The 25,080-nt window shown below is 68.0% G+C and carries 22 protein-coding genes; 10 read left to right on the forward strand and 12 right to left on the reverse strand.

The features are described 5' to 3' along the window. Positions 1–4: 4 nt before the first annotated feature. Complete coding sequence (locus ACTWQN_RS02030) at positions 5–910, reverse strand: alpha/beta fold hydrolase (RefSeq protein WP_443201556.1); 906 nt, start codon at positions 908–910, stop codon at positions 5–7. 325 nt (positions 911–1,235) lie between these two features. Between ACTWQN_RS02030 and ACTWQN_RS02035 the strand changes: the two genes are divergently transcribed. The 4 genes from ACTWQN_RS02035 (at position 1,236) to ACTWQN_RS02050 (ending at position 5,423) form a co-directional block, all read left to right on the forward strand. Further along, positions 1,236–3,794 (forward strand): trypsin-like peptidase domain-containing protein, encoded by a 2,559-nt coding sequence (locus tag ACTWQN_RS02035; protein WP_443201557.1) that lies wholly within the window; start codon positions 1,236–1,238, stop codon positions 3,792–3,794. Positions 3,795–3,858: 64 nt separating this feature from the next. After that, complete coding sequence (locus tag ACTWQN_RS02040; protein ID WP_443201558.1) at positions 3,859–4,605, forward strand: SDR family NAD(P)-dependent oxidoreductase; 747 nt, start codon at positions 3,859–3,861, stop codon at positions 4,603–4,605. A 60-nt stretch (positions 4,606–4,665) separates the two neighbouring features. Beyond that, positions 4,666–5,079 carry a cupin domain-containing protein gene (locus ACTWQN_RS02045; protein WP_443201559.1) on the forward strand — a complete coding sequence of 138 codons (414 nt, stop codon included), beginning with the start codon at positions 4,666–4,668 and terminating at the stop codon, positions 5,077–5,079. Further along, positions 5,076–5,423: a CU044_2847 family protein gene (locus tag ACTWQN_RS02050; protein ID WP_443201560.1), complete on the forward strand. Its 348-nt coding sequence runs from the start codon at positions 5,076–5,078 to the stop codon at positions 5,421–5,423. Before ACTWQN_RS02045 ends, ACTWQN_RS02050 begins: the two co-directional genes overlap by 4 nt. Here the strand turns inward: ACTWQN_RS02050 and ACTWQN_RS02055 are convergent. The 3 genes from ACTWQN_RS02055 to ACTWQN_RS02065 are packed head-to-tail and all read right to left on the reverse strand — an operon-like array spanning position 5,420 to position 8,606. Continuing rightward, the gene (locus tag ACTWQN_RS02055; protein ID WP_443201561.1) at positions 5,420–6,079 is read right to left on the reverse strand and encodes a hypothetical protein; all 660 of its coding nucleotides are present in this window, start codon (positions 6,077–6,079) and stop codon (positions 5,420–5,422) included. The genes ACTWQN_RS02050 and ACTWQN_RS02055 overlap by 4 nt on opposite strands. A 57-nt stretch (positions 6,080–6,136) precedes the next feature. Next, the gene (locus ACTWQN_RS02060; protein ID WP_443201562.1) at positions 6,137–7,906 is read right to left on the reverse strand and encodes a carbamoyltransferase family protein; all 1,770 of its coding nucleotides are present in this window, start codon (positions 7,904–7,906) and stop codon (positions 6,137–6,139) included. 22 nt (positions 7,907–7,928) lie between these two features. Further along, positions 7,929–8,606 (reverse strand): class I SAM-dependent methyltransferase, encoded by a 678-nt coding sequence (locus ACTWQN_RS02065; protein ID WP_443201563.1) that lies wholly within the window; start codon positions 8,604–8,606, stop codon positions 7,929–7,931. Between the two features lie 51 nt (positions 8,607–8,657). Here ACTWQN_RS02065 and ACTWQN_RS02070 point away from each other — a divergent pair, with 51 nt between their 5' ends. After that, positions 8,658–9,395 carry a class I SAM-dependent methyltransferase gene (locus ACTWQN_RS02070; RefSeq protein WP_443201564.1) on the forward strand — a complete coding sequence of 246 codons (738 nt, stop codon included), beginning with the start codon at positions 8,658–8,660 and terminating at the stop codon, positions 9,393–9,395. Between the two features lie 58 nt (positions 9,396–9,453). Beyond that, positions 9,454–10,203, forward strand: coding sequence for a class I SAM-dependent methyltransferase (locus ACTWQN_RS02075; RefSeq protein ID WP_443201565.1), 750 nt, complete (start codon positions 9,454–9,456; stop codon positions 10,201–10,203). 45 nt (positions 10,204–10,248) lie between these two features. Here the strand turns inward: ACTWQN_RS02075 and ACTWQN_RS02080 are convergent, their stop codons facing one another. From ACTWQN_RS02080 to ACTWQN_RS02090, 3 genes are read right to left on the reverse strand one after another with little or no spacing between them, the layout of a single operon-like run. Then, a complete protein-coding gene (locus ACTWQN_RS02080; protein ID WP_443201566.1) occupies positions 10,249–11,706 on the reverse strand; it encodes a flavin-containing monooxygenase in 1,458 nt (485 codons plus the stop codon). Further along, positions 11,699–13,168 (reverse strand): class I adenylate-forming enzyme family protein, encoded by a 1,470-nt coding sequence (locus ACTWQN_RS02085; RefSeq protein WP_443201567.1) that lies wholly within the window; start codon positions 13,166–13,168, stop codon positions 11,699–11,701. Before ACTWQN_RS02085 ends, ACTWQN_RS02080 begins: the two co-directional genes overlap by 8 nt. Before the next feature lie 7 nt (positions 13,169–13,175). After that, positions 13,176–13,925 carry an SDR family NAD(P)-dependent oxidoreductase gene (locus ACTWQN_RS02090; RefSeq protein ID WP_443201568.1) on the reverse strand — a complete coding sequence of 250 codons (750 nt, stop codon included), beginning with the start codon at positions 13,923–13,925 and terminating at the stop codon, positions 13,176–13,178. A 120-nt stretch (positions 13,926–14,045) separates the two neighbouring features. On the opposite strand from ACTWQN_RS02090, the gene ACTWQN_RS02095 reads away from it, so the two are divergent. From ACTWQN_RS02095 to ACTWQN_RS02105, 3 genes are all read left to right on the forward strand, one after another. After that, positions 14,046–14,648: a TetR/AcrR family transcriptional regulator gene (locus tag ACTWQN_RS02095; protein ID WP_443201569.1), complete on the forward strand. Its 603-nt coding sequence runs from the start codon at positions 14,046–14,048 to the stop codon at positions 14,646–14,648. A 131-nt stretch (positions 14,649–14,779) separates the two neighbouring features. Then, a complete protein-coding gene (locus ACTWQN_RS02100; RefSeq protein ID WP_443201570.1) occupies positions 14,780–15,976 on the forward strand; it encodes an MFS transporter in 1,197 nt (398 codons plus the stop codon). A 47-nt stretch (positions 15,977–16,023) separates the two neighbouring features. Next, complete coding sequence (locus ACTWQN_RS02105; protein ID WP_443201571.1) at positions 16,024–16,599, forward strand: hypothetical protein; 576 nt, start codon at positions 16,024–16,026, stop codon at positions 16,597–16,599. Between the two features lie 123 nt (positions 16,600–16,722). Here ACTWQN_RS02105 and ACTWQN_RS02110 read toward each other — a convergent pair whose 3' ends face one another. The 5 genes from ACTWQN_RS02110 to ACTWQN_RS02130 form a co-directional block, all read right to left on the reverse strand. Next, a complete protein-coding gene (locus tag ACTWQN_RS02110) occupies positions 16,723–17,649 on the reverse strand; it encodes an SAM-dependent methyltransferase (RefSeq protein ID WP_443201572.1) in 927 nt (308 codons plus the stop codon). Between the two features lie 310 nt (positions 17,650–17,959). Then, positions 17,960–19,834, reverse strand: a complete 1,875-nt coding sequence (locus ACTWQN_RS02115) for an MFS transporter (RefSeq protein ID WP_443202004.1) — start codon at positions 19,832–19,834, stop codon at positions 17,960–17,962. Between the two features lie 126 nt (positions 19,835–19,960). After that, entirely contained in the window at positions 19,961–21,385 is a 1,425-nt protein-coding gene (locus ACTWQN_RS02120; RefSeq protein WP_443201573.1) for an MFS transporter, read from the reverse strand. A 147-nt stretch (positions 21,386–21,532) separates the two neighbouring features. Next, entirely contained in the window at positions 21,533–22,489 is a 957-nt protein-coding gene (locus ACTWQN_RS02125) for a YhfZ family protein (protein WP_443201574.1), read from the reverse strand. A gap of 205 nt (positions 22,490–22,694) precedes the next feature. Next, the gene (locus tag ACTWQN_RS02130) at positions 22,695–23,546 is read right to left on the reverse strand and encodes a class I fructose-bisphosphate aldolase (RefSeq protein WP_443201575.1); all 852 of its coding nucleotides are present in this window, start codon (positions 23,544–23,546) and stop codon (positions 22,695–22,697) included. A 105-nt stretch (positions 23,547–23,651) separates the two neighbouring features. On the opposite strand from ACTWQN_RS02130, the gene ACTWQN_RS02135 reads away from it, so the two are divergent. Continuing rightward, positions 23,652–25,058, forward strand: a complete 1,407-nt coding sequence (locus ACTWQN_RS02135) for an FAD-binding oxidoreductase (protein ID WP_443201576.1) — start codon at positions 23,652–23,654, stop codon at positions 25,056–25,058. Positions 25,059–25,080: the final 22 nt, after the last annotated feature.

Genomic DNA, 25,080 nt, shown 5'->3' on the forward strand with positions numbered 1-25,080 from the left:
TGCTTCACGGGTTTTCGGTCCAGAAGTTGTCCAGCTTTTCGCAGATGAAGTCGGGTTGCTCTTGGAACACCCAGTGGCCGCATCGGTCGATGACGCCGCCTTGCGCGTTTTTCGCGATGGCCTTGGCGCTGTCGATGCAGTGCGATCCGAAGGATGATCGGCCGCCCCACGCCATCATCGGCACTGTCAGCTGCTGCGCGGCCAATTCACCGGTTTGCTCGGCCATTTGCGGGATGTACCCGTAGAGGTTGAGGCTGGCGCGCAGGTTGCCCGGCTGGGCCATCTGCATGGCGTAGGCCTGGATTTCGGATTCCGGGACCGCGGTTGGATCGTAAGCGAAATCTCGGAAGAAGTGCCGCAGGTACTGCTCTTCGCGTCCCTCGACCAGGAAACGCGTGATGTCCATGTTCATGTGCATTCCGAGGTGCCAATACGCGACTCGCGGATCCACGTAACCCGGGTAATCGAGGCCGAAGAACGGCGTTTCAATCGTCGAGAGCGACGAGGCGCGATCGGTCGCCGTATAAGCGAGGGCAACAGCGGACGGTCCGCCGAGATCATGACTCAGAATATGAAAACGGTCCACGTCTTCGGCGTCGAGCAGGCCCAGCATGTCGGCCGCGATCGTTTTCGGCTCGTAGCCGCTGAACGGCTTGTCGCTGTCGGCGAATCCCCTCAAGTCAGGAGCGATGAAGCGATATCGGTGACCCAACTTCTCGATTGTGATCAGGTACTCGCGGTGCGTTTCCGGCCAGCCGTGCAGGCAGAGCACAACTGGCCCCGATCCAGCGGTGATGTAATGGAGCCGGACCCCGTTGGTCTCGGCACGATCGTGTTTGATGTCCATCAAATCCCCCCACACCGCATGAATGACCTCGATCTCGCCGCGGTCGGTCTCCCACCTCCCCACCGCATGCGAACCCCCGCTGCGGCGCCGCCGGTCAAATCAGTGTCGCACCGGGACGAGAAGCCTGCCAATGCACCAGGTTGAGTTACACCGGTTAGATTTCCCCGCCCGAAAAACCTGATCTTGAGGCCAACCGCTGGATGACCGCGGGTGTCCCGCAATCGGACCCGTCGAATGTGCTGATCGATGCAGTCCATGCTGATCACCGACAGCCAGTCCACGCACTCGGGGCAGGTCAAACGCACCTCGGAGGCACAAACATCAGCGTAATGTCTCCCAAGTGCCCGATCTTCAAGCAGACGAACACGTGCGCAGGTGCAGTGCACGAGTGCGCCTCGCGGATGGTCTCGGCACCGCTTTCTTCGTCGCCCCGGGAATCCTCGTCACGTGCTCGCACGTGCTGTTCGACCGTGCCGGTGGGCGAATCGCCGAGGACGTGCTCTGGCGCGGCGTGTCCTGGCGACTGGACTACGCACGAGTCGTGCGGTCTCGCGATCTCGACCTCGCGTTCATCAGCACGGATTTCGGCGCGACCCCCCATGTCGAGCTCGCCGAGGACCTCCAGATCGGCGACCAGCTCTACTCCTACGGATACACCAGGGATTTTCCCGATGGTGACTCGCTCACGGTCAGCTACGAGGGCCCGACCCGGGACGAAATGCTGGACCTGAAATTCAAGGCTGGCCAGGTCGTGCCCGGCATGAGCGGTGCGGCGCTGCTGAATCTGCGTTCTGGCGCGGTCAGCGGCATGGTGACCCGAACTCGGGACCGCCGCATCGACCTGGGCGGTCGGGGCATCTCCGCGAGCGCCATACTTCGCGAGCTCAAGGCACATCAGGTGCCGTTGGGACAGGCGGCCGCGCACGAGGACCGGGAGCGAATCGGTCGCCTGCTCGCATCCTTGCAGCAGGCACGTCAACGCCGCACCGTCGCCGGGTCGCGGACCTTGCGGTTCCACGACCTGTTGACCCAGCCCGGCCTGCTGGCCGAGGCACGCGGGCTGCCCAACGACCGCCACGCCACCCAGCCCATCAGCCTGGCCGAGACCGTGATAGCCGAAGCGCGGGAGGAGACCGACGCGGGTGTTTCCAGCCGACGCCTGGTCATCAGCCCGCCGGGGATGGGCAAATCGACGTTGGGGCAAGTCGTGGTGGCGCGGCTGACCGAGCAGTTCACACGATCGGCGAGCCCCACGATGCCGATCTTGGTCGACCTGCGCGACTACTCTGCGGAGATGCGCCACCCGGACTTCGCTACGGACGCGTGGCTACGCGCGTTGCTGGCCAGGATCTGGGGGCAACGATCGTCGGCGGCGGGGAACTGGGACAGCGAAAAGGGATTCGGGCCGTTCCCGATATTCCTCGTCCTCGACTCGCTCGACGAACTGCTCATCGGCCACGAGGCCGGGGAGATCCAGGCGGTGCTGGGGCGCGACCTGTTCCGCAGGGCGAATCTCGTGCTGTGCAGATCCGACTTCTTCGAGCGGTACCTCGTGATGACGCCCTTCGCCGCCGACTTCTCCGTGGTGTCGTTGCAGCCGATGGCCCAGGGCGAGGTCGAAGACCACGTCGCCGCCTACTACCGGATGATCCGGGCGAACGACTGGCGTCGGCCGACCGCCGACTTCCACGCCCACCTGGCGCGAGTGCCGGAACTGAAGATCATCTGTCGAGTGCCGCTGCGGCTGAACATGGCGTTGGACCTGTTCGAGCCGGACGGCGGCGGGCTGGAGGCCGCACGCGGACTGCTCACCCTCTACCAGCAGTACGTGCGCATGCTCCTCGCCAACGAGGCGGCCCACGTCGACAGCCTCCTCACCTGGGAGGAGAAACAGCGACTGCTCAAAGAGGTCGCGTGGCACTTCTACGACGAGGGCAACATGGGCGGACTGCGTGCCCCACCGTTCACCCCCGACGAACTGGAGCAGTTCCTCACGACCGCGGCCACCCTCCCCTCGCGGGGGAACGTGGCCCGAATCGCCGAGGACCTGCGCACCCGCAGCCTGCTCACGACCGGAAGCGACCCGAGCACGTTGCTGGCGCCCGGCGCGTTGAACTTCACGCACAAGTCGTTCCAGGAGTACCTTGTCACGTCCTACGTCTTCGACACGACGCGAGACGACGCCGATCGGACCGCAGTCGTGTTCCGGTCCAACATGTCCCCGGAAGTTTCCGAGTTCCTGAAGGAGTACATCACTTGGGCGCGCGAGTCCCCTCGCCTGCTGAACTCGGTTGCCGAGAACATGATGCTGGCCTACGACATCAACCGGTTCTCCCCCGACCGCCGCTGCGATCAGGACAATCACGTCAGCCCGGAGCGGGCCCGAATCGCCCGCGTGCAGCTGAGCTACTACCTCGGCAGCATTCGTCTCCCGTCGGTCGGCGATTTCCTGCGTGCCGCACTCGACACGGAACGGGACCCGTTGACCCGCAGGTCCATCGCACTGGGGTTTTCCTTCGGCGGGGACAGCAGCTTCCTCGACGACTACATCGCGATGCTGACCGCGGAGCGGCGGGCGGGCGGCGCGTGCCCGGAGAACGACGTCAACATCGGCTTCCACCTGTCGCTGTTCGGCGACCAGCCGCTGCACCCGCTGCATCCCGACGTCGACCAGGGAATCGCGCGATGCGACCGGACCGTCGCCCGACTGTCCTACCAGCTTGAGACGGAAACCGATCGCGGGAGCTGGCGGTTGAACCTCTACACCCTGGTCGACCTGTTCACCCATCGACCCGTGTCGCATCGGTCGTTCGTCGACGCGGCGCGGGAGAACACGTCCGCGTTATGGCGGGCGGTGGCGCGGCTGCGCGACGATGAGCGCTGTCGCGGATGGCCGGAGATCGAAGCGTTCGCGGCGGTTCTGCACGCCGTGGACGAGGCACAGTGACATCGCGCGCTGAGAAGACCATCTGGTAGCGAACAATCGAGCACAGCCTCAGGGAGAGAGTGGCATGAACTTGATCGGCCGGGTCGCGTTGGTCACGGGTGGATCACGCGGCATTGGACGTGCGACCGCGCTCCAACTCGCGAAGCGCGGAGCCGACGTCGCGCTGCTGTACCTGAAAGACGCCGACAGCGCCGAGCAGGTCGTCACCGAGATCGAATCCCTCGGTCGCAGGGGCGTGGCCGTGCGGGGGGACGTCGCCGAGCGCGACACCTTCGAACGACTCCGCGACGAGCTGACGTCGTCGTTCGGACAGGTCGACATCCTCATCAACAACGCGGGTGCGATCCTCCAACCCCCGGCGTGGGACGCATCGGGGGGCGACGTGACGGCCCGTACGATCAACATCAACCTGTTGTCCGTCATCAATGCGATCGAAGTGTTCGCACCGCCCATGGTCCGTTCCGGCTGGGGCCGGATCGTGAACATCACGACCACGTACTCGTTCAACGGGTCCGCGCCGGTCCTCGCCTACACGGCCGCGAAGGCCGGGGTCAACGCGGTCACGACCGCGATGGCCGCCGAACTCGGCCCCAGCGGTGTGCTGGTGAACGCCGTCGCGCCCGGCAACGTGGACACGGACATGACTCGTGCGGCTGGCAAGGACGTCGTCGACTGGGCGGTTGGCACGACGCCGGTCGGACGGCTGGGAGCACCGGAGGAAATCGCCGAAAGCGTGGGCTTCCTCGTCGAAAGCGACTTCATCTGCGGTCACGTACTCGTGGTTGACGGCGGTCAACTGCTGCGCATCTGATCTATCCAGGCACGACTCTGTCCGGGCACGACGTCCACAGCCGGAAGGTGGAGCTGACAAGTGAGCGAGAAACCGGGGATCACCGTTATCCCGTCCAACGACGCCGAGGTCCTCGACTTCGCGGACGAGAACATCAGCGGCATCCTCCTGTCGAACAGCCGATTCGGTTCCTCGACCGTCGCCTTCGTGGCGCCCCACCAGAAGCAAACCCTGCACGTGCATGCCCGGCCGGAAAACGGCATCGAGGTGATCTACCTCTACGAAGGGGTTTTCCGGCTGGCCACCGGCGACCACGCCGAGCAACTGTCCCGGGTCTACGACACCGCGGTGGACGGGCCGGTCTACCTTGAGGTGCCATCCGGCACTCCGGCGCGCATCGAGAACTGCGGCGATACCCGCGTTGCCTTCTTCACCGTCTTCACCCCGCCCTTCGAGCTGGGCGAGATCCGCTACCTCGAAGAACCGCCCGCGTGAAGCAGACCATGAACCTCGACGGGAGTGGTGCGGAAATCGTTGCGGTGCGCCTGGCAGACGGACGGACCGTCCAGGTGGAGGTCGACGCGCGCGGCGGTGAGGAAGAAGTAGCCGGTCGCGCGTTCTCGATGCCAGCGATGCTCGACGACGTGCGCGAGTTGTGCCGGGCGGTCGGGAACGCGGTGGGTCCCACGGTGGTCAGCAAGACGACCGTCACCTTCGGAGTCACCTTCAGCATGGAGTCGGGCAAGATCTTCGCCGTGCTGGCGAAGAGCGGAGTCCAAGCGAACATGTCGATTTCGATGGAGCTGACCGCACCGAACGACGGCGAGGAGACTTCCTAGAGAAGGTCGCGCAGCGAGCTCAGCACGGCGTTCTGCTGGTCGTCCGACAGGTACGGCCTCGCGTACGCCGCCGTTTCCGCCTCCTCGCCGAGGATCAGCGAGATACCGCTGACCGAGCCGGAAGTGAGGGCGAGCGTCGCGGCGAAACCCGTGCTGTCGACCGTTGTTTCGTGGAAGACGCCCGCCTCGATGCAGTGCGTCTCGCCTGCCGTCACGGTGCGCCGTTCGCGCTCGGCGATCTGGTACGCATCGCCGGACCGCTCGATGATGTCGGGTCGGCCGGGCTGGTACCTGATCAGGAAGCCGCGGAGCCAGCTCTGCGCTGAACCGGCGACGGGTGCGGCGTCGTACAGCACATCGGTGTACACCCCGGCCAGCACCCGGCTGGCCAGGTGCCATTCGTGGCAGTGCACCGAGGGGTGCTTCGGGCGGGCCACTCGCTCGATGGTCGGCCAGATGTGCAGGCGCAACCGGCCGCCGCCCGGCATCGTCCCGAGGTGGAACACCGCGAACCCGTTCGGATGCCACTTGGCGCGCAGCGCCGCCGCTCTGTCCAGCAGGGCACCACCCTCGATGTCCACATCGTCCAACTGTTCCGCGGCTAGGCGGGAGAAGGATGCGAAGTCAACGGTTTCCGGCACATCGCTGGAAGACATCCAAGAATCCCCAATCTCTTGTTGTGCGGTCGAAAGCCGTGCGGGTTCCGGCCTTGATCACGCCCTCCTCGTCACCATCATTTCGCCGATGAACAGGTAATCCAGCCCCATCCGCAGGAAGGCGTTGACCGCGTCGTCCGGGCTCTCCACGATCGGTTCTCCCGCGGGATTGAACGAGGTGTTGAGCAGCACCGGGACGGACGTGCGGCGACCGAACGAGGTCAGCAGGGCGTGGAAGAGCGGGTCGACGTCGGGACGAACCACCTGCGCCCGCGCCGATCCGTCGACGTGCACGACGCTGGGCACGAGGTCGCGGACGTCGGGTCGGACCGGCACGCTCATCAGCATGAAGTCGAGCGGGGATCCGGCCTGAGCCAGCTCGGCCGGTTCGACGTCGAACCAGTCGCCCGCGTGCTCGACGGGCACGGCCGGTGCGTACGGCCGGAACGCCGCTCGCCGCTTGATCGATGTGTCGAGTCGGATTTTCGCTTGCGGCGTTCGGGGATCCGCCAGGATGCTCCGATGTCCGAGGGCGCGTGGCCCGAGTTCGCTACCACCCTGGAACCACCCGACGATCGCGCCGTTCGCGATCACCTCGGCCGCGACGTCCGCGACGTCGGTGAGCTGGCACGCGCTGATCGTGTCCGAGTGGCGCCCGAGCGCGGCACGGATCTCGTCCGGGGAGTACTGCCGACCGAGGAAGGCGTGCGTCATCGTCCACTCGAAAGGCTCGGACGTCAGGTGGTGGTGGGCCCAGAGCGCGTTGCCGAGGCCCTGCCCGACATCGGAGGAGGCCGGTTGGACGAACAGCCGACCCGGACCGAGCTCCCGCGCCAACCGGCCGTTGGCCACGCAGTTGAGGGCCACACCACCGGCCAAGCAGACAGCGTCGTATCCCACCTCGGTGATGTTGTCGCGCACGATCTGGACGAGGGTCTGTTCCAACGAACGCTGCGCGACGTGCGCCACTTCGTGCTGCAGGTCGACGGGTTGCGCGCAATCCGGGAAGCCTCGATCGGGAAATCCCGGTGTGCCGACCGACGGCCACTCCGCCTGCTGGCCGTTGCGGCCCACCTCGGCGCGGAGCCAGTCGCCGACCGCGCTCGGTTTGTCATCGTTGCGCTGCGCTATCGCGCTGACGATTTCGCCGTCGACCTGCCGGAACAGCTCCACCCCCGACAAGCTGCCTCGGCCGAACGCCGCGAGCGCCATCGTCTGGCCCGCCTCGTGGTACCTGCCCAGCCCGAGCCACCGCGTCACGTACGCGTAGGCGGAACCGAGTCCCAACACGTCCGGCCCTGCGGCGTAGCGACGACTCGGCGAGATCGCGACACCACCGTTGCCGCCCGCCGTCCGGTGGCACCGGAAGGCAGAGGTCCGTTCGACCCGGTTGCGCCAGTAGTCGGGGTGGGTCCGAGGGCCGATGATGTTGCCCTCGTGGTCCGCGACGACCGAAAGCGAGGCACCGAAGGGGCTGGCGAAGAAAGCACTGGCCGCATGCGAAAGGTGATGAGATGGGCACACCGTGATCTGGTCGGGGCCGATGTCGAGCCCTTCGTCCCGCAGCAGGGCCGAAGCCGTCTCCGCGGTGGCAGGCGTGTCACAGCAGTTGCTCACCACGACGTGGTCGATCTCGGCGAGATCCGCCTTGGCAGCCGAGAGGCAGTACTGAACCGACCGCGCGACGCCCGGCGAGTGTTTGCGGCGGGTCAGCCGCTCCTCGGCGATGCCCACCACGGGTACGCCGTCGACCAGCAGTGCGCTCGCACCGTCGTCGAGTGGGCGGCCATCGGATGTTCGAGTCAGGTTCAGGCCGAGGATCTTCATCCGGTCCTCTCACGAAGCGCACTCATCTGGCGAGGAGCAGGCCAACGGTGCTGGCGCTGAACCGCGTGACGCGCCGGGGGACGAATCCGACCCGGGCAGCGGCGCGCACGAACGACTCCGGCGACCGCACGAGATCGACGACTTCAAGTTCGCGGTAGCGGCGAACCACGGCGTACCCGCCATCGACGGTGGTGCGCGCGACTTCACCCGCGTGACGACGGTCAGTGGCGTACGGCACGAGGAGTGCGACGGTGGCCTCGGGCCGCAGTTTCCGCGCGAGGTCGTGGAAGAAACCGTCGAGATCGGCGACGTGGCACAACGACAGAACAGCGCAGACCAGATCGAACGTTTCGCCCGCGTCGAGCGCGTCGAGACAGCCGTGCCGCAGGTCTCGTGCGGGTTGGTGTCGCCGACCCGCGCGCACGCTTCGGATGGACGGGTCGACGCCCACCGCCCGGCGGGCCCCGAGCCGCATTGCCTCGGGCAGCAGCCATCCCGTGCCAGCACCGTAGTCGAGCATCCGGGCGCCGACCCAACCGTCTCCCACCAGGCTGCGCAGCCTTTCCCAGTGCGTGGCACGCGAACCCGCACCGGTAATGCTCGTTTCGGTCTCCGTCCAACCGGATAGCTCATCGCGATCGTACTGGTTGGGATCGGTGGCGCGCGTGAACAGCGATACCATGTTCGAGTTCGGTGACATCGGCTCTCCCCACCACAAGTGGTTGCGCCGGTCCTCAAAAGGAGGGTTCAAATGTCGTCATTCCGCGAGAAAATGATAGCGGCAAAAGTTGTCTCTGCCAATATCCGGCGGTATGCCGACACCTCGATCGCGACGGACTATCTCGCGGAAGACCACCATCGAACCCGGCAGTCGCGCATGATCGACCTCGTCCGGCGGACGGCCCCGCAGCGCGGTGCGGCGCCGAGGGTGCTCGAAGTTGGCGCGGGGGCGCCGAATCTCGCACGCGCGCTGCGCGACCTCGGGTACCGGGTGACGGTCTCCGACGCCGATGTCCGGGCGCTCGCCGAGCTGGTACCTCCCGATATCGACACCCTTTCGTTCGATGTCACCGAACCGTGGCCTAGTTTTGCGTCGAAATTCGACGTCGTTGTCGCGGGCGAGTTGATCGAGCACCTCTTCGATCCGATGTCATTTCTCGACAGTTGCCGAAACGCGCTCGCCACCGGCGGACTGCTGGTTTTGAGCACGCCCAATCTCGCCGCTGTCCAAGACCGCCTGCGATTCCTTTTCGGAGCGAGTCCCCGGCATATCGACCCGACTCATCCCTACCTGCGGCTGCACATACGCCCGTTCACGATGGACCGGCTGGACGCGTGCCTGCGCCACAGCGGTTTCGAGCTGGTCCGATCGACCAGCAACGGCCTCGTGTGGCGCGTCGGCCATCGAGTTCTGCGCAGTCGACTGCTCGGTCGGCTGCTGCCGACCCTGGGCGATGCCCTCATCGTCGCCGCGCGGGCCGTCGACTGATCGTCCACATTATGGGAATGATTTCCCGATATGTGGTCGCGCATGTAGGGTTCGCCGCATGCGCTGGGATCCGCCGTTCTACGACTGGCAAACCGAGGTACCCGTGGCTGGGCCGTCGCTCGTGGAGCTGCTGAACCCGCAGCCGGGCGAGCGCGTGCTGGACATCTCGTGCCGCACCGGTCGGCTCACCGCCGCGCTCGCCGATCGCGGCGCTGCCGCCAAGGGAATCTGCGGCGATCCGGGGAAGATCGAGAAAGCGCGCAGCGCCTACCCGAACGTCGAGTTCGGCGCCACCAACATCTACGAGTTCGCCACCGACGAGCCGTACGACGCCGCGTTCTCCTTCGCCGCATGGCATTGGCTGCCCCGGCCAGCCGACGCGCTCGTGGTGGTTCACCGGGCTCTGCGGCCTGGCGGACGCTTCGTCGTGGAGATGGGCGTCGCCGGGAACTGGGCCGCCTTGATCGAGGGCTTGCAGGTCGCGGCCGACAAGCTCGGGCTCCCGGATCCCGTGCTGCCGTGGCAGCAGCCAACCCCGGCCGCCCAAGCCGCCTTCCTGGAGTCGGCAGGATTCCGAGTCCGGCTGATGGAATACGTGGACCGACCGGCACCGTTGGCCGATGGCGCAACCGGTGTGTCGGACTGGTGGCGGACGATCGGCGCGCCAGTGCTGAGGACCTACCCGCCGGACCGCGTGGACGAACTGCTCGCCGAAGCCACCGCATTCAGCCGGGACGCGCTGACCAGGCCCGATGGCACGTGGTTCGCAGACGGCGCGCGCCTGCGGTTCCGCGCCGAGGCGATCTGAAGTCCTGGCCGAAACGAACGCCCCTTGTCTGCCGCCGTTGCGGCGTCAGCGCGTCGCGGAGGAGGCCAGGAAGTCCGACTTCCGCGCGCGGCGCGTTCGGCGCCAGAAGGCGGTCGTGGTATCCGGCCAGAGCATGGTATTCCGACCCGTCCGCGGGTGCTGGTACCAGCTGTGGCAACCGCCGGACTGCCACACGGTCGCCATCATCCGGTCCTGAACCCAGTCCAGAAACGTCTGCTGCACCTCGGGCCGGACCTCGAACGCGTCGGTGCGCTGCCGCATCCAACGCAGGCAGCGCACGATGTAGCGGGCCTGCGCCTCGATCATGAAGATCTGCGAGTTGTGCCCGAGGCCGGTGTTCGGCCCGGCCATCACGAACATGTTGGGAAAACCGGAGACCACGGTGCCGAGGTAGGCTTCGCCGCCGTCGCGCCAGGCGTCGGTCAGCGACCGCCCGTCCCGGCCGAGGATCTCCACCCGGGTGATGTTGTGGTGCGCGTCGAACCCGGTGCCGAAGATGATCACGTCAGCCACTGCGACCGAGCCTTCGACGTCGACCACGGCATCCGGCAGCACCTCGGCCGCACCCGCCCGAACGTCCACATGGGACCGCGTCAGCGCGGGGTACCAGTCGCCGGAGATGAGCAGCCGCTTGCAGCCGATCGAGTAGTCCGGGGTCAACCGGGCGCGCAGGTCAGGATCGGGGACCTGCCTCGCCAGCTGCCGCCGGGCGAAGGCGGTGGTCTTGGCCATCTCGGCGGGATCCCGCACGAATCCGGCCGCACGCGCCTCGTGGCGCCAGAAGAGCCGTTCGCGGACGTACCAGCGGTAGGGCGGGAACCAGCGGGCGAGCCGCCGGTGCCGGGCGTCGAAGGCACGATCGGCCTTCGGCAGCACCCACGGTGGCGTCCGCTGGAAGACCGTCAAGCCCGCGACCCGGTCCACGATGGCCGGTACGAACTGGATCGCGCTGGCCCCGGTCCCGATCACCGCGACCCGCTTGTCCGCCAGGTCGACGTCGTGGTCCCAGCGCGCGGAGTGGAACACCGGGCCGCGGAAGGTCTCGACACCGGGCAGCTCGGGACTGGCCGGATGGTGCAGCAGTCCCATGGCGGTGACCAGGTAACGAGCCCGGTACCGCTTTCCATCCACTGTGGACACTTCCCAACGGTCGCCGCACCAGCGGGCCCGCTCGACCCCGGCGCCGAAGTCGATGCGGTCTAGCAGCCCGCGCCGGTGCGCGAACTCGCGCAGGTAGTCCAGGATCTCGCCCTGACCGGCGAAAAGCCGCGTCCAGCCGGGCTTCTGCGCGAAGGAGAACGAGTACAGCGGCGACGGGATGTCGCAGGCGCAGCCGGGATAGGTGTTGTCCCGCCAAGTGCCGCCGACGTCATCGGCGGCCTCCAGGATCCGCAACGACCCGATCCCGGCCCGGTCGAGCAGCGCGGCCACACCCAGCCCGCTGAACCCGGCGCCGATGATCAGCACGTCCGCATCAGTCATCGGCGGCGAGGCTCCGCTTGAGGACCTTTCCCGAGGGGTTGCGGGGTAGCTCGGCGACGAACCGGAACTCCACCGGAACCTTGTAGTCGGCCAACCGCTTCGCCGCATGTGCCCGCAGGTCCTCCACCGTGGGCGTAGAACCGGACCGAGGCACCACGACCGCGCGGACCCGCTCGTCGAAGAGCGGATCCGGCACCCCGACGACGGCGACCTCCGCGACGTCGGGATGGGTCGCCAGCGCGTTCTCGACCTCCAGGCTGTAGACGTTCTCGCCGCCTCGGATGATCATGTCCTTGAGCCGGTCGAGCACCCGGACGTGGCCCTCGGCGTCGATCGATCCCACGTCCCCGGTGTGCAGCCAACCGTCCACGAAGGTCTCATCGGTGGCCCGTGGATTGCCCCAGTAACCCGCGGTCACCACCGGGCCGCGCACGCACAACTCCCCGATCCGGTCCCGGAGATCCCGGGGCGGCGCCCCGTCGACGGAGATCGCGAGCTCGACACCGGAGACCGCCTTGCCCGCACTCCACGGATGGTCCTGGTACTCCTGGCCTTCGACGTAGGTGACGATCGACGTGGCCTCGGTCAACCCCCACACGTTGGCCAGCACGAGATCGGGCAGCTGCTTCGCCACCTCCGCCGGGAAGGTCTCCGGCACCGGTGATCCGCCGAGCACCACCAGGCGAAGCGCGGACAGGTCCGCGGTCTCCATCCGCTCCAGGGACAGCAGCAGGCGCAGCATCGCCGCCACCCCCGCGAAGAACGTGATCCGCTCGGCGATCAGCAGCTCCAGCACCGGTTCCGCCCGGAACGCCGGAATCAGCACGCAACAACCACCGGCCGCGATGAATCCGATGAACTGCGAAACCGTGCCCGTGGCGTGGAACATCGGCGCCGCGATGAGGGTGCGCTCCCCCGGCGCCGCCCCGAGCCGTTCCCGCACGGTGCCCGCGTTGAACAGCAGGTTCGCGTGCGTCTGCATCGCACCCTTGGGTCGGCCGGTCGTGCCTGAGGTGTACAGCAGGTGCGCGACGTCCTCGCACCGCCGCGCGATGCCGGGCGGTGCGCTCGGAACCTCTCGCGGGGTCGCGAAATCCCGGATCGCGATCGCACCGGAGGGCAGCCGCGCGGCGAACTCGTCGTCGGTCAGCACGAACCGGGCGCCGCTGTCGCTGAGCACGTGCTCTATTTCCGGTGTGGTGAGCCGGTTGTTGACCAGGACCGCGATGGCGCCGGAGAGCTGGATGCCGAAATAGCCGACCGCGTAACGCCATCCGTTGGGCAGCAGAACGGCGACCCGGTCGCCGGGTTCGACACCGAGCGCGGCGAGCCTGGCCGAGGCACCGGCGGCGTGGCGCAGCATGGCCGCGTAATCGAGCCGCCGCGCGCCGTCGACGAGCGCTTCGCGGTTGGCGTGTTCGTCGGCGACTTCCAGCAGCAGTTCGGCGAGGTTGTTGGTCATCGTCCCCTCAGCGGTGCAGGCCGGTCCGGGCGAGCCCGGCGCCGCCGTCGAGGCGAAGCGCTTGCCCGGTGGTGTATCCGGCGGCGGGTGACAGGAGGTAGAGCACCGTGCCGACGACTTCGGCCGGGGAGGCGACCCGGCCCATCGGCACTTCGGCGAGCATCCGGTCCCGCACCGAGGCGGGCATGCCCAGCACTTTCGGCGTCGCGATCAGTCCCGGTACGACGGCGTTGACCCGGATTCCATCGCCCGACCACTCCGCCGCCAACGTCCGCACCAGTCCCAGTACCCCAGCTTTCGCCGCGGCGTAAGCGGATTGGCCGGGCAGACCGTCCTGCGCCGCGGTGGACGACACGAACACGATCGAGGACCGGCGGCTGTCGCGCAGCGCCGGAAAAGCGGCCTGCGCAACGGCGAACTGGGCGACCAGGTTCACCGCGACGTCGCGGTGGAACGCTTCGAGAGGGAAGGTACCGGCGCGATGGATCGTGTCGACGACACCAGCGGCGCCGACCACCGCGTCCAGTCCCCTCAACTGGGCCACGGCGTCGGCGACCGCCTTCCGGGCGGCCTCGGGATCGGCGAGGTCCGCCGTCAACTCGGCCTGCTCCCCGGGCCGGTCAACTCCCACCACGTCGGCTCCGACCTCGACCAGCGCCGCGACCAGGGCCCGCCCCAGCCCGCCCGCCGCACCCGTGACGAGAACCTTCATCCGTGGCGCGGGCAGGGGTGACCAGGCCGGACTTTCGTCGGTCATGCGCCGAATCCCCCATGTCGATCGAATGATCGACACGAACACTAAAGGTCACCCCGGCGGGCGTCAAGCGATCTTGCCGAGGCAGACTCCGAGAGATCGCGGCACCGGAAGGGGGAGATCGTGGCCAGGAAGCGCTGTCTCGACGAGGGTCCGGTGCTGCGCGGGAAGATCATGGAACGCGCCAGCGAACTGTTCTACGAGCGCGGATACGCCGCGACGTCCATCCGCGACATCGCCGAGGCGGTCGGCATCTCGTCGTCGACGATGTACCACCACTTCACCAACAAGCAGGAAGTGCTGCACGCGATCATCGCGAACTTCATGGCGGATTTCGTCGCGGCGACCGTCCCAGTCCTGCGGGACCAGGGACGCACACCGACCGAACGGATCCGCGAGGTCGTGGCGCTGCACCTGAAGATCAGCGACGAGCGGCGGCCCGAGCTCCTCATCGGCAACCCGATCCGCTACGCGCTGAACCCGCGACAGCAGCGCGACGGCATCGCCGCGCAGACGCAGTACCACGACGCGGTCCGCGCCGTGATCGAGGAAGGCCTCGCCACTGGCGAGTTCGAGGTCGCCGACGTCGACCTCACCACCATGGCCATCCTCGACATGCTCAACGGCGTACGCGAATGGTTCCGACACTCCGGCCGACTAACCCTAGACGAGATCACCGACCACTACACCACAACGGTACTGAAGATCCTCACCACCACACGCTGAACAACCCTCCACCAGTGCGACTCTCCGACGCCCGAGGCGATTCGGCCGGATGGGCGTGCTGCATGTGCTGAGATGCGGGTAGCGGAGATGTGTTGTCGCCGGACCGTTCGGACGCTGTCGGGGGTATCGCTGTGCTCGAACCGTTGCGGCATCGCGACTTCCGTTACCTGGTGGCCGGTCGCACGATCACCTATCTGGGTAACGCGGTCGCGCCGGTGGCGCTGGCGTTCGCGGTGCTCGACGGGTTGGGGTCGGTTGTCGAGCTCGGCCTGATCGTCGCCTGCCGGTCGGCGGCCAACGTGGTGCTGCTGCTGTTCGGCGGGGTGCTCGCCGACCGGTTCCCTCGACAGCACGTCCTGATGGGATCGAGTCTGCTGGCCGCGGGCAGTCAAGGGTTCCTGGCGGCTGCGGTGCTGCAGGGATTCGCCTCGGTGCCGCTGCTGACCTGGCTGAGCCTGATCAACGGCGCGGCGTCGGCGGCTGCGCTGCCCGCTTCCGCTGCGCTGATCCCGCAGACGGTGCCCGCCGACGCGCTGCGCCCGGCGAACGCGCTGGCCCGGATGGGCACTACCAGCGCCGTGATCGTGGGCACGTCGGGAGGAGGACTGCTGGTCGCGCTGACGAGCCCGGGTTGGGGACTGGCCGTGGACGCCGCCGGTTTCGTCGCCGCTGCCGCGTGTTTCGCCGGTGTTCGGGTGTCGTCTGTCGCCGAGCGCGGCGCTTCGGCTTGGGCGGAGCTGCGGGTCGGCTGGCGGGAGTTCCGCGCCCGGCGGTGGGTGTGGTCGGTCGCGCTTCAGTTCCTGGTGGTCAACGCCGCGATCACGGGCGGGATCAACGTGCTCGGACCGAAGATCGCCCAGGACTCCATCGGGCGAGGCGCGTGGGGTCTGGTGCTGGCCGTGCAGATGGTCGGCGCACTGTGCGGCGGCATTCTCGCGGCCCGCTGGTCGCCCCAGCGCACGTTGCTGTTCGGATGCGCCGTCATAGCGGTGGAAGCACTCCCGCTAACCGTGCTCGCCGTCTCACCCGTGCTCTGGATGCTGACGTTGTCGATGTTCGTCAGCGGGATAGCCATCGAACAGTTCGCCGTGGCTTGGGAAATCGCGCTGCAGCAGAACATCCCCGCGGAACGGTTGGCACGGGTGTACTCCTACGACGCGCTCGGGTCCTTCCTCGCAGTGCCCCTGGGCGCGGCACTGATCGGTCCGCTCGCGCAGGGCCTGGGCGAACGAACCGCCCTGCTCGCCGTCGCGTCGTGCATCATCGTGGCAACCGCTGCCGTCCTGACCGTTCCCGAAGTCCGCCGCCTGCGCTCAGAAACCGGATGATGAAACGATGTTCGCGAGGCGGATCAGCATGCGGAGCGTGACGCGGTATGGATGAGTTTCTGGTGGAATTCTGCCAAAGCGGGACATTCGGACCGCTGACCTTGGGCATGTCCCCATCGGACGTGGTGCGGCGGATCGGGGAACCCAGACGCGTCAAGAACGGGCAAGGCGATGATTGCTTCCAGTGGTACCGCTACTGTCCGGCTGAACTCAGCAGGAACCGAGACTCCCCGCTTGAACTGCTAATGCGGTGTTTCAGCAGGGAACCCAGGACCCGACGCGGGGCCGGACTGGACCTCGTACTCGCCTCCATCAGCATCACATTCAGCGGCGGTGAACCGCTGATCCTGCCGGATGCGATCACCCGGACACCCATCGCATCCGCTGCATCGCTGCAACTGGCTGAAGCACACCACATCCTGACAAAGCACGGCGTCGAAATGACCCGCGACCACGAACAAGTCCTGAGGCGGCCCCTCAACGACGCACTCGTCCGAGTCGTCAGCGACGGCGACGGCTTCGTGTCCCAGATGAACCTCGGCTGGTTCCCCAGACCCGGCGGCTGGTTCTACTCCGAAGAAAACCTGGCGGGCAACCGGGTAACCGGCCCCCCGGAGCCGTAGCTCCAAACGCGCGTCATCGGCACCAACCCGGGCCGACGAAGGCTTGGGGGCACCGCCAATCGGCGGCTGTCGCGTTCCGGGCGACGCGACGAGTCCGCCAAGAGGGATCGGTCCTTCTGCGGTTTACCCGGCTTCAACCGGTTGTTGGGGTCGGCGTCCCGAAGCCAGCCATACGGTGAACGGTTCTGCCCGGTCCGGTTCGAAGAGCTCCGGTAGTGGACGTTCGTGGCGCACCAGTTCGGAGCCGACGTCGGTCACGTCGGGGATCCAGCCGTGCCGGGCGAACCAGTTGGCGGGTGGCTGCGCCGGACCGGACTTGAACAGGCTGATGACGAGTTCGGCAGCCGACACGTCGTCCGGGTCGGTCATCGCGATGTCGTCCAGGTGCGGAATGCGCGAGAAGTAGTCGATCGCAATGCGACTGCCCGGTGCCGACAGGGCGGCGATGCCTTCCAGGAGTCGATCGCATTCGGGCGCGTCCAGGTACATCAGGAGGCCTTCGGCGAGCCAAACCGTCGGCTCCTCCGGCCGGAAACCGGCTTCGAGCAGCGCGGCCGACCAGTTCTCACGCAGGTCAACCGCCACTGTCGTGCGCGCGACCCGGCCACCGGGCGCATTCCCGTCCTCGGGTCCGCTCTCCAGCAGCTTTCGCTTGAGGTCGAGGACCGGCTGCGTGTCGATCTCGAAGACGTTCGTCCCGTCCGGCAGCTCCAGCCGCAGGGCCCGTGCGTCCAGACCAGCGGCGAGGATGCAGACCTGCCGCGCCCCTTCTGCTGTGCCAAGGGCGACCTGGTGGTCGAAGAACGGCGTCCGCCCGGCGAAGTAGGCGCTGAACATGTTCCACAAAGCCGACGACTCGTCGTCGCGGGCAGGTCCCACCCGGGGCAGCTGCGATCGCGTGGACACCGCTGCTCCCGCCAGGGTGTCGAGGAATTCACCGGCATGCGGATCCGCGAAGAGCCGGTCTGCCCTCCGGCTCTCCTGCGCCCGAGCGTAGGCGGTGATGAGCGCGGTCCAGCCGACCCCGGCGGGCAACTCAAGTGACGTCATACTGCGCACTTTAGGAGATCCGATCTCGGGCGCGCACCCATCGTCGCCGAGTCGGGTCGATATACCGGCACAACCGCGCAAACCCGGCCAAAAGTCCACAACGGACAGTTGGCCGCCGACATGGACGAACGGGAATCCACCGGCCCGCACCCGCGCTTGCGAATCGAAACCGGTTGTCCACCAGCAGATCGGCGCTGGCTAGCGCAGTTCGACCTGGTCGCGGTAGGGGTCGAGGCGCGAATCGGCCGGGCTACCGCCAGGATGCGTGGCCGTGTGCGAGCCCGATCCGCTGCGCGACGCGACGATGAACTCACCTGCGCTGCTGGCCCGTGTCCTCGACGCGCTCGCTGCGGGTCGTGCGAGCGCTTGCGCGTACCGGGCTCGGTTCGGTCTGGGATGAGCTGACGGCGGAAGGGGCGTCGGGTTGTGGCGCCGGACGGCTGCCGTTGCTCGATGCGCTGTCGGTCTCAGCCGAGGTGGGTTCGGTGTAGACGAACTTGCCGCCGCGCAGTGCTGAGGCGAGTGCGGCGATCAGGCAGGCGGCGATCGCGAAGGCGAAGGCGAACCGCAGGCCTTCGGCGAAGGGACCGGAGATCAGCTCCGGGAAGAAGCTGTGACCGGTGAGATAGGCGGCGTGCCCGGCCGGGAGTTGGCCCAACACCTGCGGGCCGAGCAGCGACTGGATCGGGTTGTAGCCCAGCAGCGACGCGAACAGCACACCGACCGGCGGCAGTTCGGCGAGCCGGTTCGCGGCATCGGCGGGCACGCCCTGCGCGACGAGCCCGGTGGTCAACGTGTTCGGCAGCGAGCTGGCCAGCCCGGTGATCATCAGGGAGAAGAAGATGCCGATCGAGAGCACCATCGCCGCGTTCTGGAAGGTGTTGCTCATCCCGGCGCCCGCCCCGCGCCGGTTCGGCGGCAGGCTGTTCATGACCCCGGCCCGGTTCGGCGATGCGAACACACCCATCCCGATGCCGTTGATCAGCAGCGCCAGCGCGAACTGCCAGTAGCTGAAGTCGACCGGCAGGACGAGCAGCCATCCGAAGCTCGCGGCGGCGATGATCATGCCGCCAGTGGCGAACAGCCGCGCCCCGAACCGATCGGACAGCCAGCCCGACACCGGGCCCGCGATCACGAAACCGATGGTCAGCGGCAACATGTAGATCCCGGCCCACAGCGGGGTGGACTCGAAGCTGTACCCGTGTTGCGGCAGCCAGATGCCCTGCAGCCAGATGATCAGGATGAACATCAGCCCGCCACGGCCGAGGGCGGACAGCAGACCGGCTAGGTTCCCGGCGGTGAACGCCCGGATCTTGAACAGTCCGAGCCGGAACATCGGGTCGGTGGTGCGCACTTCCACCACGCAGAAGATCGCCAGCACCACCGCGCCGCCGATCATCGCGGCCAGCACCCACGGGTTGGTCCAGCCCATGGTGTGGCCACCGTAGGGCTGGATGCCGTAGGTGATCCCGGTGAGCACCGCGATCAGGCCGATCCCGAAGGTCAGGTTGCCCCACCAGTCCACCCGCGCCTGGTGCTTGATGCCCACGTCGTGCAGCTTCCAGTACGCCCACAGCGTGCCGAACACCCCGATCGGCACCGACAGCAGGAACACGACGTGCCATTCCAGCGGCGCCACCAGCCCGCCCAGGATCAGCCCGATGAACGAACCCGCGATCCCGGCGACCTGGTTGAGGCCCAGCCCCAGACCTCGCTGGTTGGTGGGGAAGGCATCGGTGATGATCGCGTTCGAGTTCGCCATCAGCATGGCTCCGCCGATGCCCTGTCCCACCCGCATGATGATCAACCACAGCGCCCCGGCCGTGCCGTGCATCCAGGTCACCGACAGCAGCACCGAGAACAGGGTGAACACCACGAACCCGGAGTTGTAGATGCGAACCCGGCCGAACATGTCGCCCAGGCGGCCGAAGCTGACCACCAGCACGGCGAGCACCACCATGTAGCCCATGACCAGCCACAGCAGCAGGCCGGTGTTGCTGGGCGCCAGCGGGTCGATCCCGATGCCTCGGAAGATGTCCGGCAGGGCTATCAGCAGGATCGACATGTTGATCGTCGCCATCAACACCCCGAGCGTGGTGTTCGACAGCACGATCCACTTGTAGTTCGGGTTGGCGGTGGCGATCGCAGCCCGCGCCTCCCGCCGCTGCACCCGCTCCGACGCCATCGACATCGCTCGCGCACGCTCCCCTCGCCCCAGCAATCTCATTATCCACGCTAACCTTATTGGTTGCTTCAGGCAACTATTGACCTTGGAGTGGGCGAACCGCCCGGTCCGGTCCCGATCTGCTGATCAGCGGCTGCGCGCCGCGAGCTCCCTGGCCTCCTGCCGTGAGGAGACGGTCGGCCGGGAACCCGGCATCGGCCTGCCCGCCGACTCCGGGGTGAACCAGATCGCGATGCCGCCGACGATTCCGGCCACCACCAGCAGCACCGCCGGGATGATCTTGCTGCCGGTCGCGGTGATCAGGGCCTCGGAGATCAACGGTGTGGTCCCGCCGAACAGCGCGACCGAGATGTTGAAGGCGATCGACAGACCGCCGTAGCGCACGCTCGTGGCGAACAGCGCGGGCAACGTCGAAGGCAGGGTGCTGTTGAAGCACAACAACATCAGCCCCTGCAGCGCCACCCCCACCAGCACCGGCAGCACAGCGCCCAACTGCACCAGCAGGAAGGACGGGAAGGCGAAGACCACCAGCAATCCGCAGCCGACGAGCACCACCGGGCGGCGGCCGAAGCGATCGGAGAGCCGTCCAACGAAGGTGATCGCCACCATCATCGCGGCCATCACCACCAGCACCAGGAGCAGACCGTGCGTTTCGCTGTAGCCGAGCACCGCGCTCAGGTAGGTCGGCATGTACGAGGTCAGCATGTAGTTGGTGACGTTGAAGGTGAGGACGAGCCCGATGCACAGCAGCATCGCCCGCCACCAGCGGACGATGATCGTGCGGAGCTCGCTACCCTGGCCTGCTTCCCGAGTCGAGGCCATCCGGGAGTACGCGGGCGTCTCCTCCAGCTTCAACCGCAGGTAGAGGCCGATCAGCCCCAGCGGACCGGCGATCAGGAATGGGATTCGCCAGGCCCAGCCGACCACGTCCTGCTCGGGTAGTGCCGTGGTGATCGCGGTGACCAGGCCCGCCCCCAGCACGTAGCCGGTCAGCGTGCCGAACTCCAGCCAACTGCCCAGGAACCCCCGCCGACGGTCCGGCGCGTACTCCGACAGGAAGGTCATCGCGCCCGCGTACTCGCCCCCGGTGGAGAAGCCCTGCACCATGCGCATGATCAGCAAGAGCACCGGCGCCCAGACACCGATCGTCGCGTAGCTCGGGATCAGGCCGAGGCAGCACGTCGCCACCGCCATCATGATCATCGTGGTCGCCAGGACGTTGCGCCGCCCGACGCGGTCGCCCAGCGGTCCGAACACCAGCCCGCCCAGCGGTCGCACCAGGAACGCCGCGGCGAAGGTGGTGAACGTGGCCAGCAGCTGCACGGTCGGCGTCGCCTCCGGGTAGAAGACCTTGCCGAGGGTGGCCGCGAGGTAGCTGTACACGCCGAAGTCGAACCACTCCATGGTGTTGCCGATCGCCGTCGCGCTCACCGCGCGCCGCAACGTCGGCGCCTCCACGACGGTGATGTCGGCCTCGGTCAGCACCGCCCGCCGTCGACGGCCGGGGAATCGGCGGCGACCGCGGTCCTCGGACGAGCCCTGAGCGGACATGTCGACCCTGCTCCCGTACCGGACCTGGCATTGGCACCTGGTCCCGTCGTACCGCTGGCCCGCAGGCGTGTCCACTCGGGCACGGGACAGCTCGCGTACGCGCCACCGCTCGACACCGACTGGGGGGCGAGTTCCGCGCCCGGCGAATTACCCGGTGCCCGGGGTGATTCGCATCCGGGTTTGGAGCTGGTTGTTGCCCAGTTCGACCGCGCGGGTCCAGGCGGCGCGGAGCTCGGCCAGGTCGGCGCGGGACAGCAGGGCACCCACCACGGTGTCCGCGCCAGCGACCAGGACGGCGCCGGAGATGTCTCGGGCGAGGGTGCGCGCCGCGGGGTCGCTCAGCTGGGTCGTCGCCAGTCCGGCCAGATCCAGCGGGATCAGCGATTCGACCGCGTGCCAGATCCCGGCGTCGATCGTCCCGGCCAACACCGCGCGTGGGATCGCGGTGAAGTCGGTTTCGACGAACTCGTGCTCGGCAGCCGGGAACTGGGCGCGGGTCAGGCGGCGGTGGTCCTCGGAGTGCGGGTCGATCCCGATGCGGTGCGAGGGCCCGGTGGCATCCCGGCGCGACACGACGACCAGACTGCCGTTCTCGTAGTAGGTCCCGGGCCCCAACTCGACGCGCACGTGCCCGGTGTCGGATTCCGGCATCAGCACGTGCGCGGCACCAGCCGAGACGACCGCGACATCGGCCGCCGCCTCGTCGACCGCGTCCACCCGGCCGCGCGCCCCGCCCAGGAAACCGATCGTGGTGGTGGCCCCGATCCGGCCCAACTGCTCGGCCAGCGCGTGCGCCACGCCCTGCGCCTCCACCGGACCGGGCGGCGGTAGCAGGATGTGCACTGGCGGCAGCTCGGCCGACCGCCACAGCTGCGCGGGATCGGCGGCGGTGACGAAGGTGCCCTGGTGGCCGCGGGAGACCAGGTCCACCGCGTTGCTCAGGCGCAGATCGCGCAGCGCCTTCTGGATCGTGCCCGATCCCACGCCCAGCCGCTGTTGGTACTGCATCGTGGTCGGCAGCCGACCACCGACGCCCATGCGGAGGATGTCCCTGGCGATCGCGGCGACCGGGGGTGTTTTGGCCCGCTCAGTCGTTGCTTCCATAACCAGCTCACCTCGACGTGATCTTAGAGGTTCCGCAGATCGGCGCGCCTGGCGCCCGGAGCTCGTGAGCGGTTGTTCCGGTGAGAACCGGCCACTCACGACCACCGAGCCCCAACCTGCGCGCCCGCTTACTTCCCGTTCCCGAACGCGTTTTTCGCGGCGGCGCGGGAGTCTCGACCCTGCCGATCCCCGACCGGACAGGCACTCATCGCCCCGGACTCGCGACCAGCTCGGCCGGGGTCCTGCCCTCGTGCACGACGGCGCCCAGCGCGGTCAGGACCGCTGCGGGGTCGGGTGCGCGGAACACCCGGCGGCCGAACATCACACCGCGGGCCCCGGCCCGCATGGCGTCGTGCGCCAGCCGCACGGTGGCGTCGAGGTCTTCGCCGCCCTTGCCACCGGCCAGCAGGACCGGCGCGTAGCAGGATTCGGTCACCTGCGCGAACGACTCCACATCGCCGGGCCACAACGCCTTGACCAGGTCGGCCCCCAGATCCGCGGAGATCCGGCAGTACATGCTCATCACGTCGGCGGACAGCGCTTGCGGGTCGTCGCCCTCCAGCGCGGAGCGCGGTTCGATGATCAGGCCGATCCCCAGCCGCTCGCAGTCGCGGGCGATGCGCGCGTTGCGCTCGATCTCCGCCCGCTCCAGCGCGGTGTCCCGCTGCCCGAGGTAGAGGTAGGTCATCACCGCGTCGACCCCTGCGGCGGCGACCGCGTCGAGGTCGGACAGCTGCGCGAGCACGCCCTCGGCACGCCCGTCCTTGCCGGGTGTGTAGATGCGACGGGCGTGGTTCTTCCAATCCAGGTGCAGCACCAGCGCGGGCCGGTCGCGACCGACGAAGGTGTCCTCGACGTTGCGGAGCATGCCGGGCGAGACCATCACGCCGTCGGCCGCCCGCAGCCGCGCGAACACCCGCTCGATCTCCACCCGGGTGCGCAGACCCGCGGGCGGACCGCTCATCACGCCGTGCGAGGCGGCGACCACGACCGCATGCCCGGTGTCCGGGCGTACCAGGCGGCCCAGTCGGATCTTCTTACCGGTTCGGGCGTCCATGGCCATCCACCTCTCAATATGCAGCTTGCGGCTTACTGCATAATAACCTAGGGTCGAGTCGCAAGCACTGTCAAACGCCGACTTCTGCTCGGGTGAGGGGACGCCATGGGCGACACCGCAGACATCGCAGCAGCCTCCGCCGCGCTCGTGGCCGAGGTGGGAGAACACGCGGTCCACACCGATCCGGACCACCTTCGAGCGGCCAGCCACGACACCTGGCCGATGTCCACCAAGTTGGACCGGCTCGGCGAACACCGGTACCTCCCGGACATCGTGGTGCGGGCCAGCGCGGACCGGGATGTCCCCGCGGTGCTGCGCATCGCGACCGCGCACGACCTGCCGGTGACGGTGCGCGCGCTGGGCTCCTCGGTCACCGGACAGCCGCTGCCCGCGCGCGGCGGCATCGTCCTGGACATCACCGATCTGCCCCAACGCTACGAACTGGACCCCGAGGACCTGACCGTCGAGGTGTCCGCCAGCTACCCCGGTGGCACGCTCGAAGACGAACTGCAGGCCCAGGGGTACACCCTCGGCCACTCCCCGCAGTCGCTGTACCGCTCGACCGTCGGCGGCTGGCTGGCCACGCTCGCCACCGGCCAGTTCTCCTCCTACTACGGCGGGATCGAGGACCTGGTCACCGCCTACACGGTGGTGCTGGGCACCGGCGAGACCGTTCGGCTGGCCGCCTCGCCGCGCGCCGCGATGGGACCCGACCTGCGGCAGCTGTTCCTCGGTTCGGAAGGCACCCTGGGGGTGATCACCTCGGTGCGGCTCAAGGTGTTCCCGCTGCCGCGGACGCGCCTGCTGCAAACCTTCGAGCTGCCTTCGGTGGCAGCCGGTATCGCGGTGATGCGCGAGCAGGCCGCCGCCGGACTTCGGCCGTTCCTGCTGCGGCTCTACGACCCGACCGAGGCATCGCACGCGCTGCGCGATGAGGGCGTGTCCACCCCGGTGCTGTTCGCGGGCACCCAGGGTCTGTCCACTGTGGCCGGTGCGGAGCTCGACGCGCTGACCGAGATCGTCACCGAGCACGGCGGAAAGGCGCTCGGCCCAGCCGGGGCGGAAGGTTGGATGGGCCGCCGTTTCGACTTCTCCACCGTGGAGAACCTCCTGTCGGTCGACGGCGGGTACGCCGAGACGATCGAGGTCGCGCACACCTGGCGGGGCATCCTGCCGCTCTACGACGACCTCACCGCGGCGCTCGCACCGCTGGCAGACGAGGTGCTCGGCCACTTCTCGCACGTCTACACCCAAGGCACGTCCCTGTACGTGATCCTGCTGGGCAAGTGCGACTCCGACGCCGAAGCGGTGCGGCGGCTGGAGAGCATCTGGGCCACCGCGATGGCGGTGTGCCTGCGACACGGTGCGGAACTGTCGCACCACCACGGCGGCGGACTGGCCCGCTCGCCCTACACCCGGCGTTCCCTCGGCTCCGCGCACCTGGTGCTGCGCCGACTCAAGAGCGCGCTGGATCCGAACGGGACCCTCAACCCCGGCAAGCTCGGGCTCTGACCCGGCCAACACCACTGGAGGC

Source organism: Saccharopolyspora antiqui (assembly GCF_052246905.1).
Classification (GTDB): Bacteria; Actinomycetota; Actinomycetes; order Mycobacteriales; family Pseudonocardiaceae; genus Saccharopolyspora.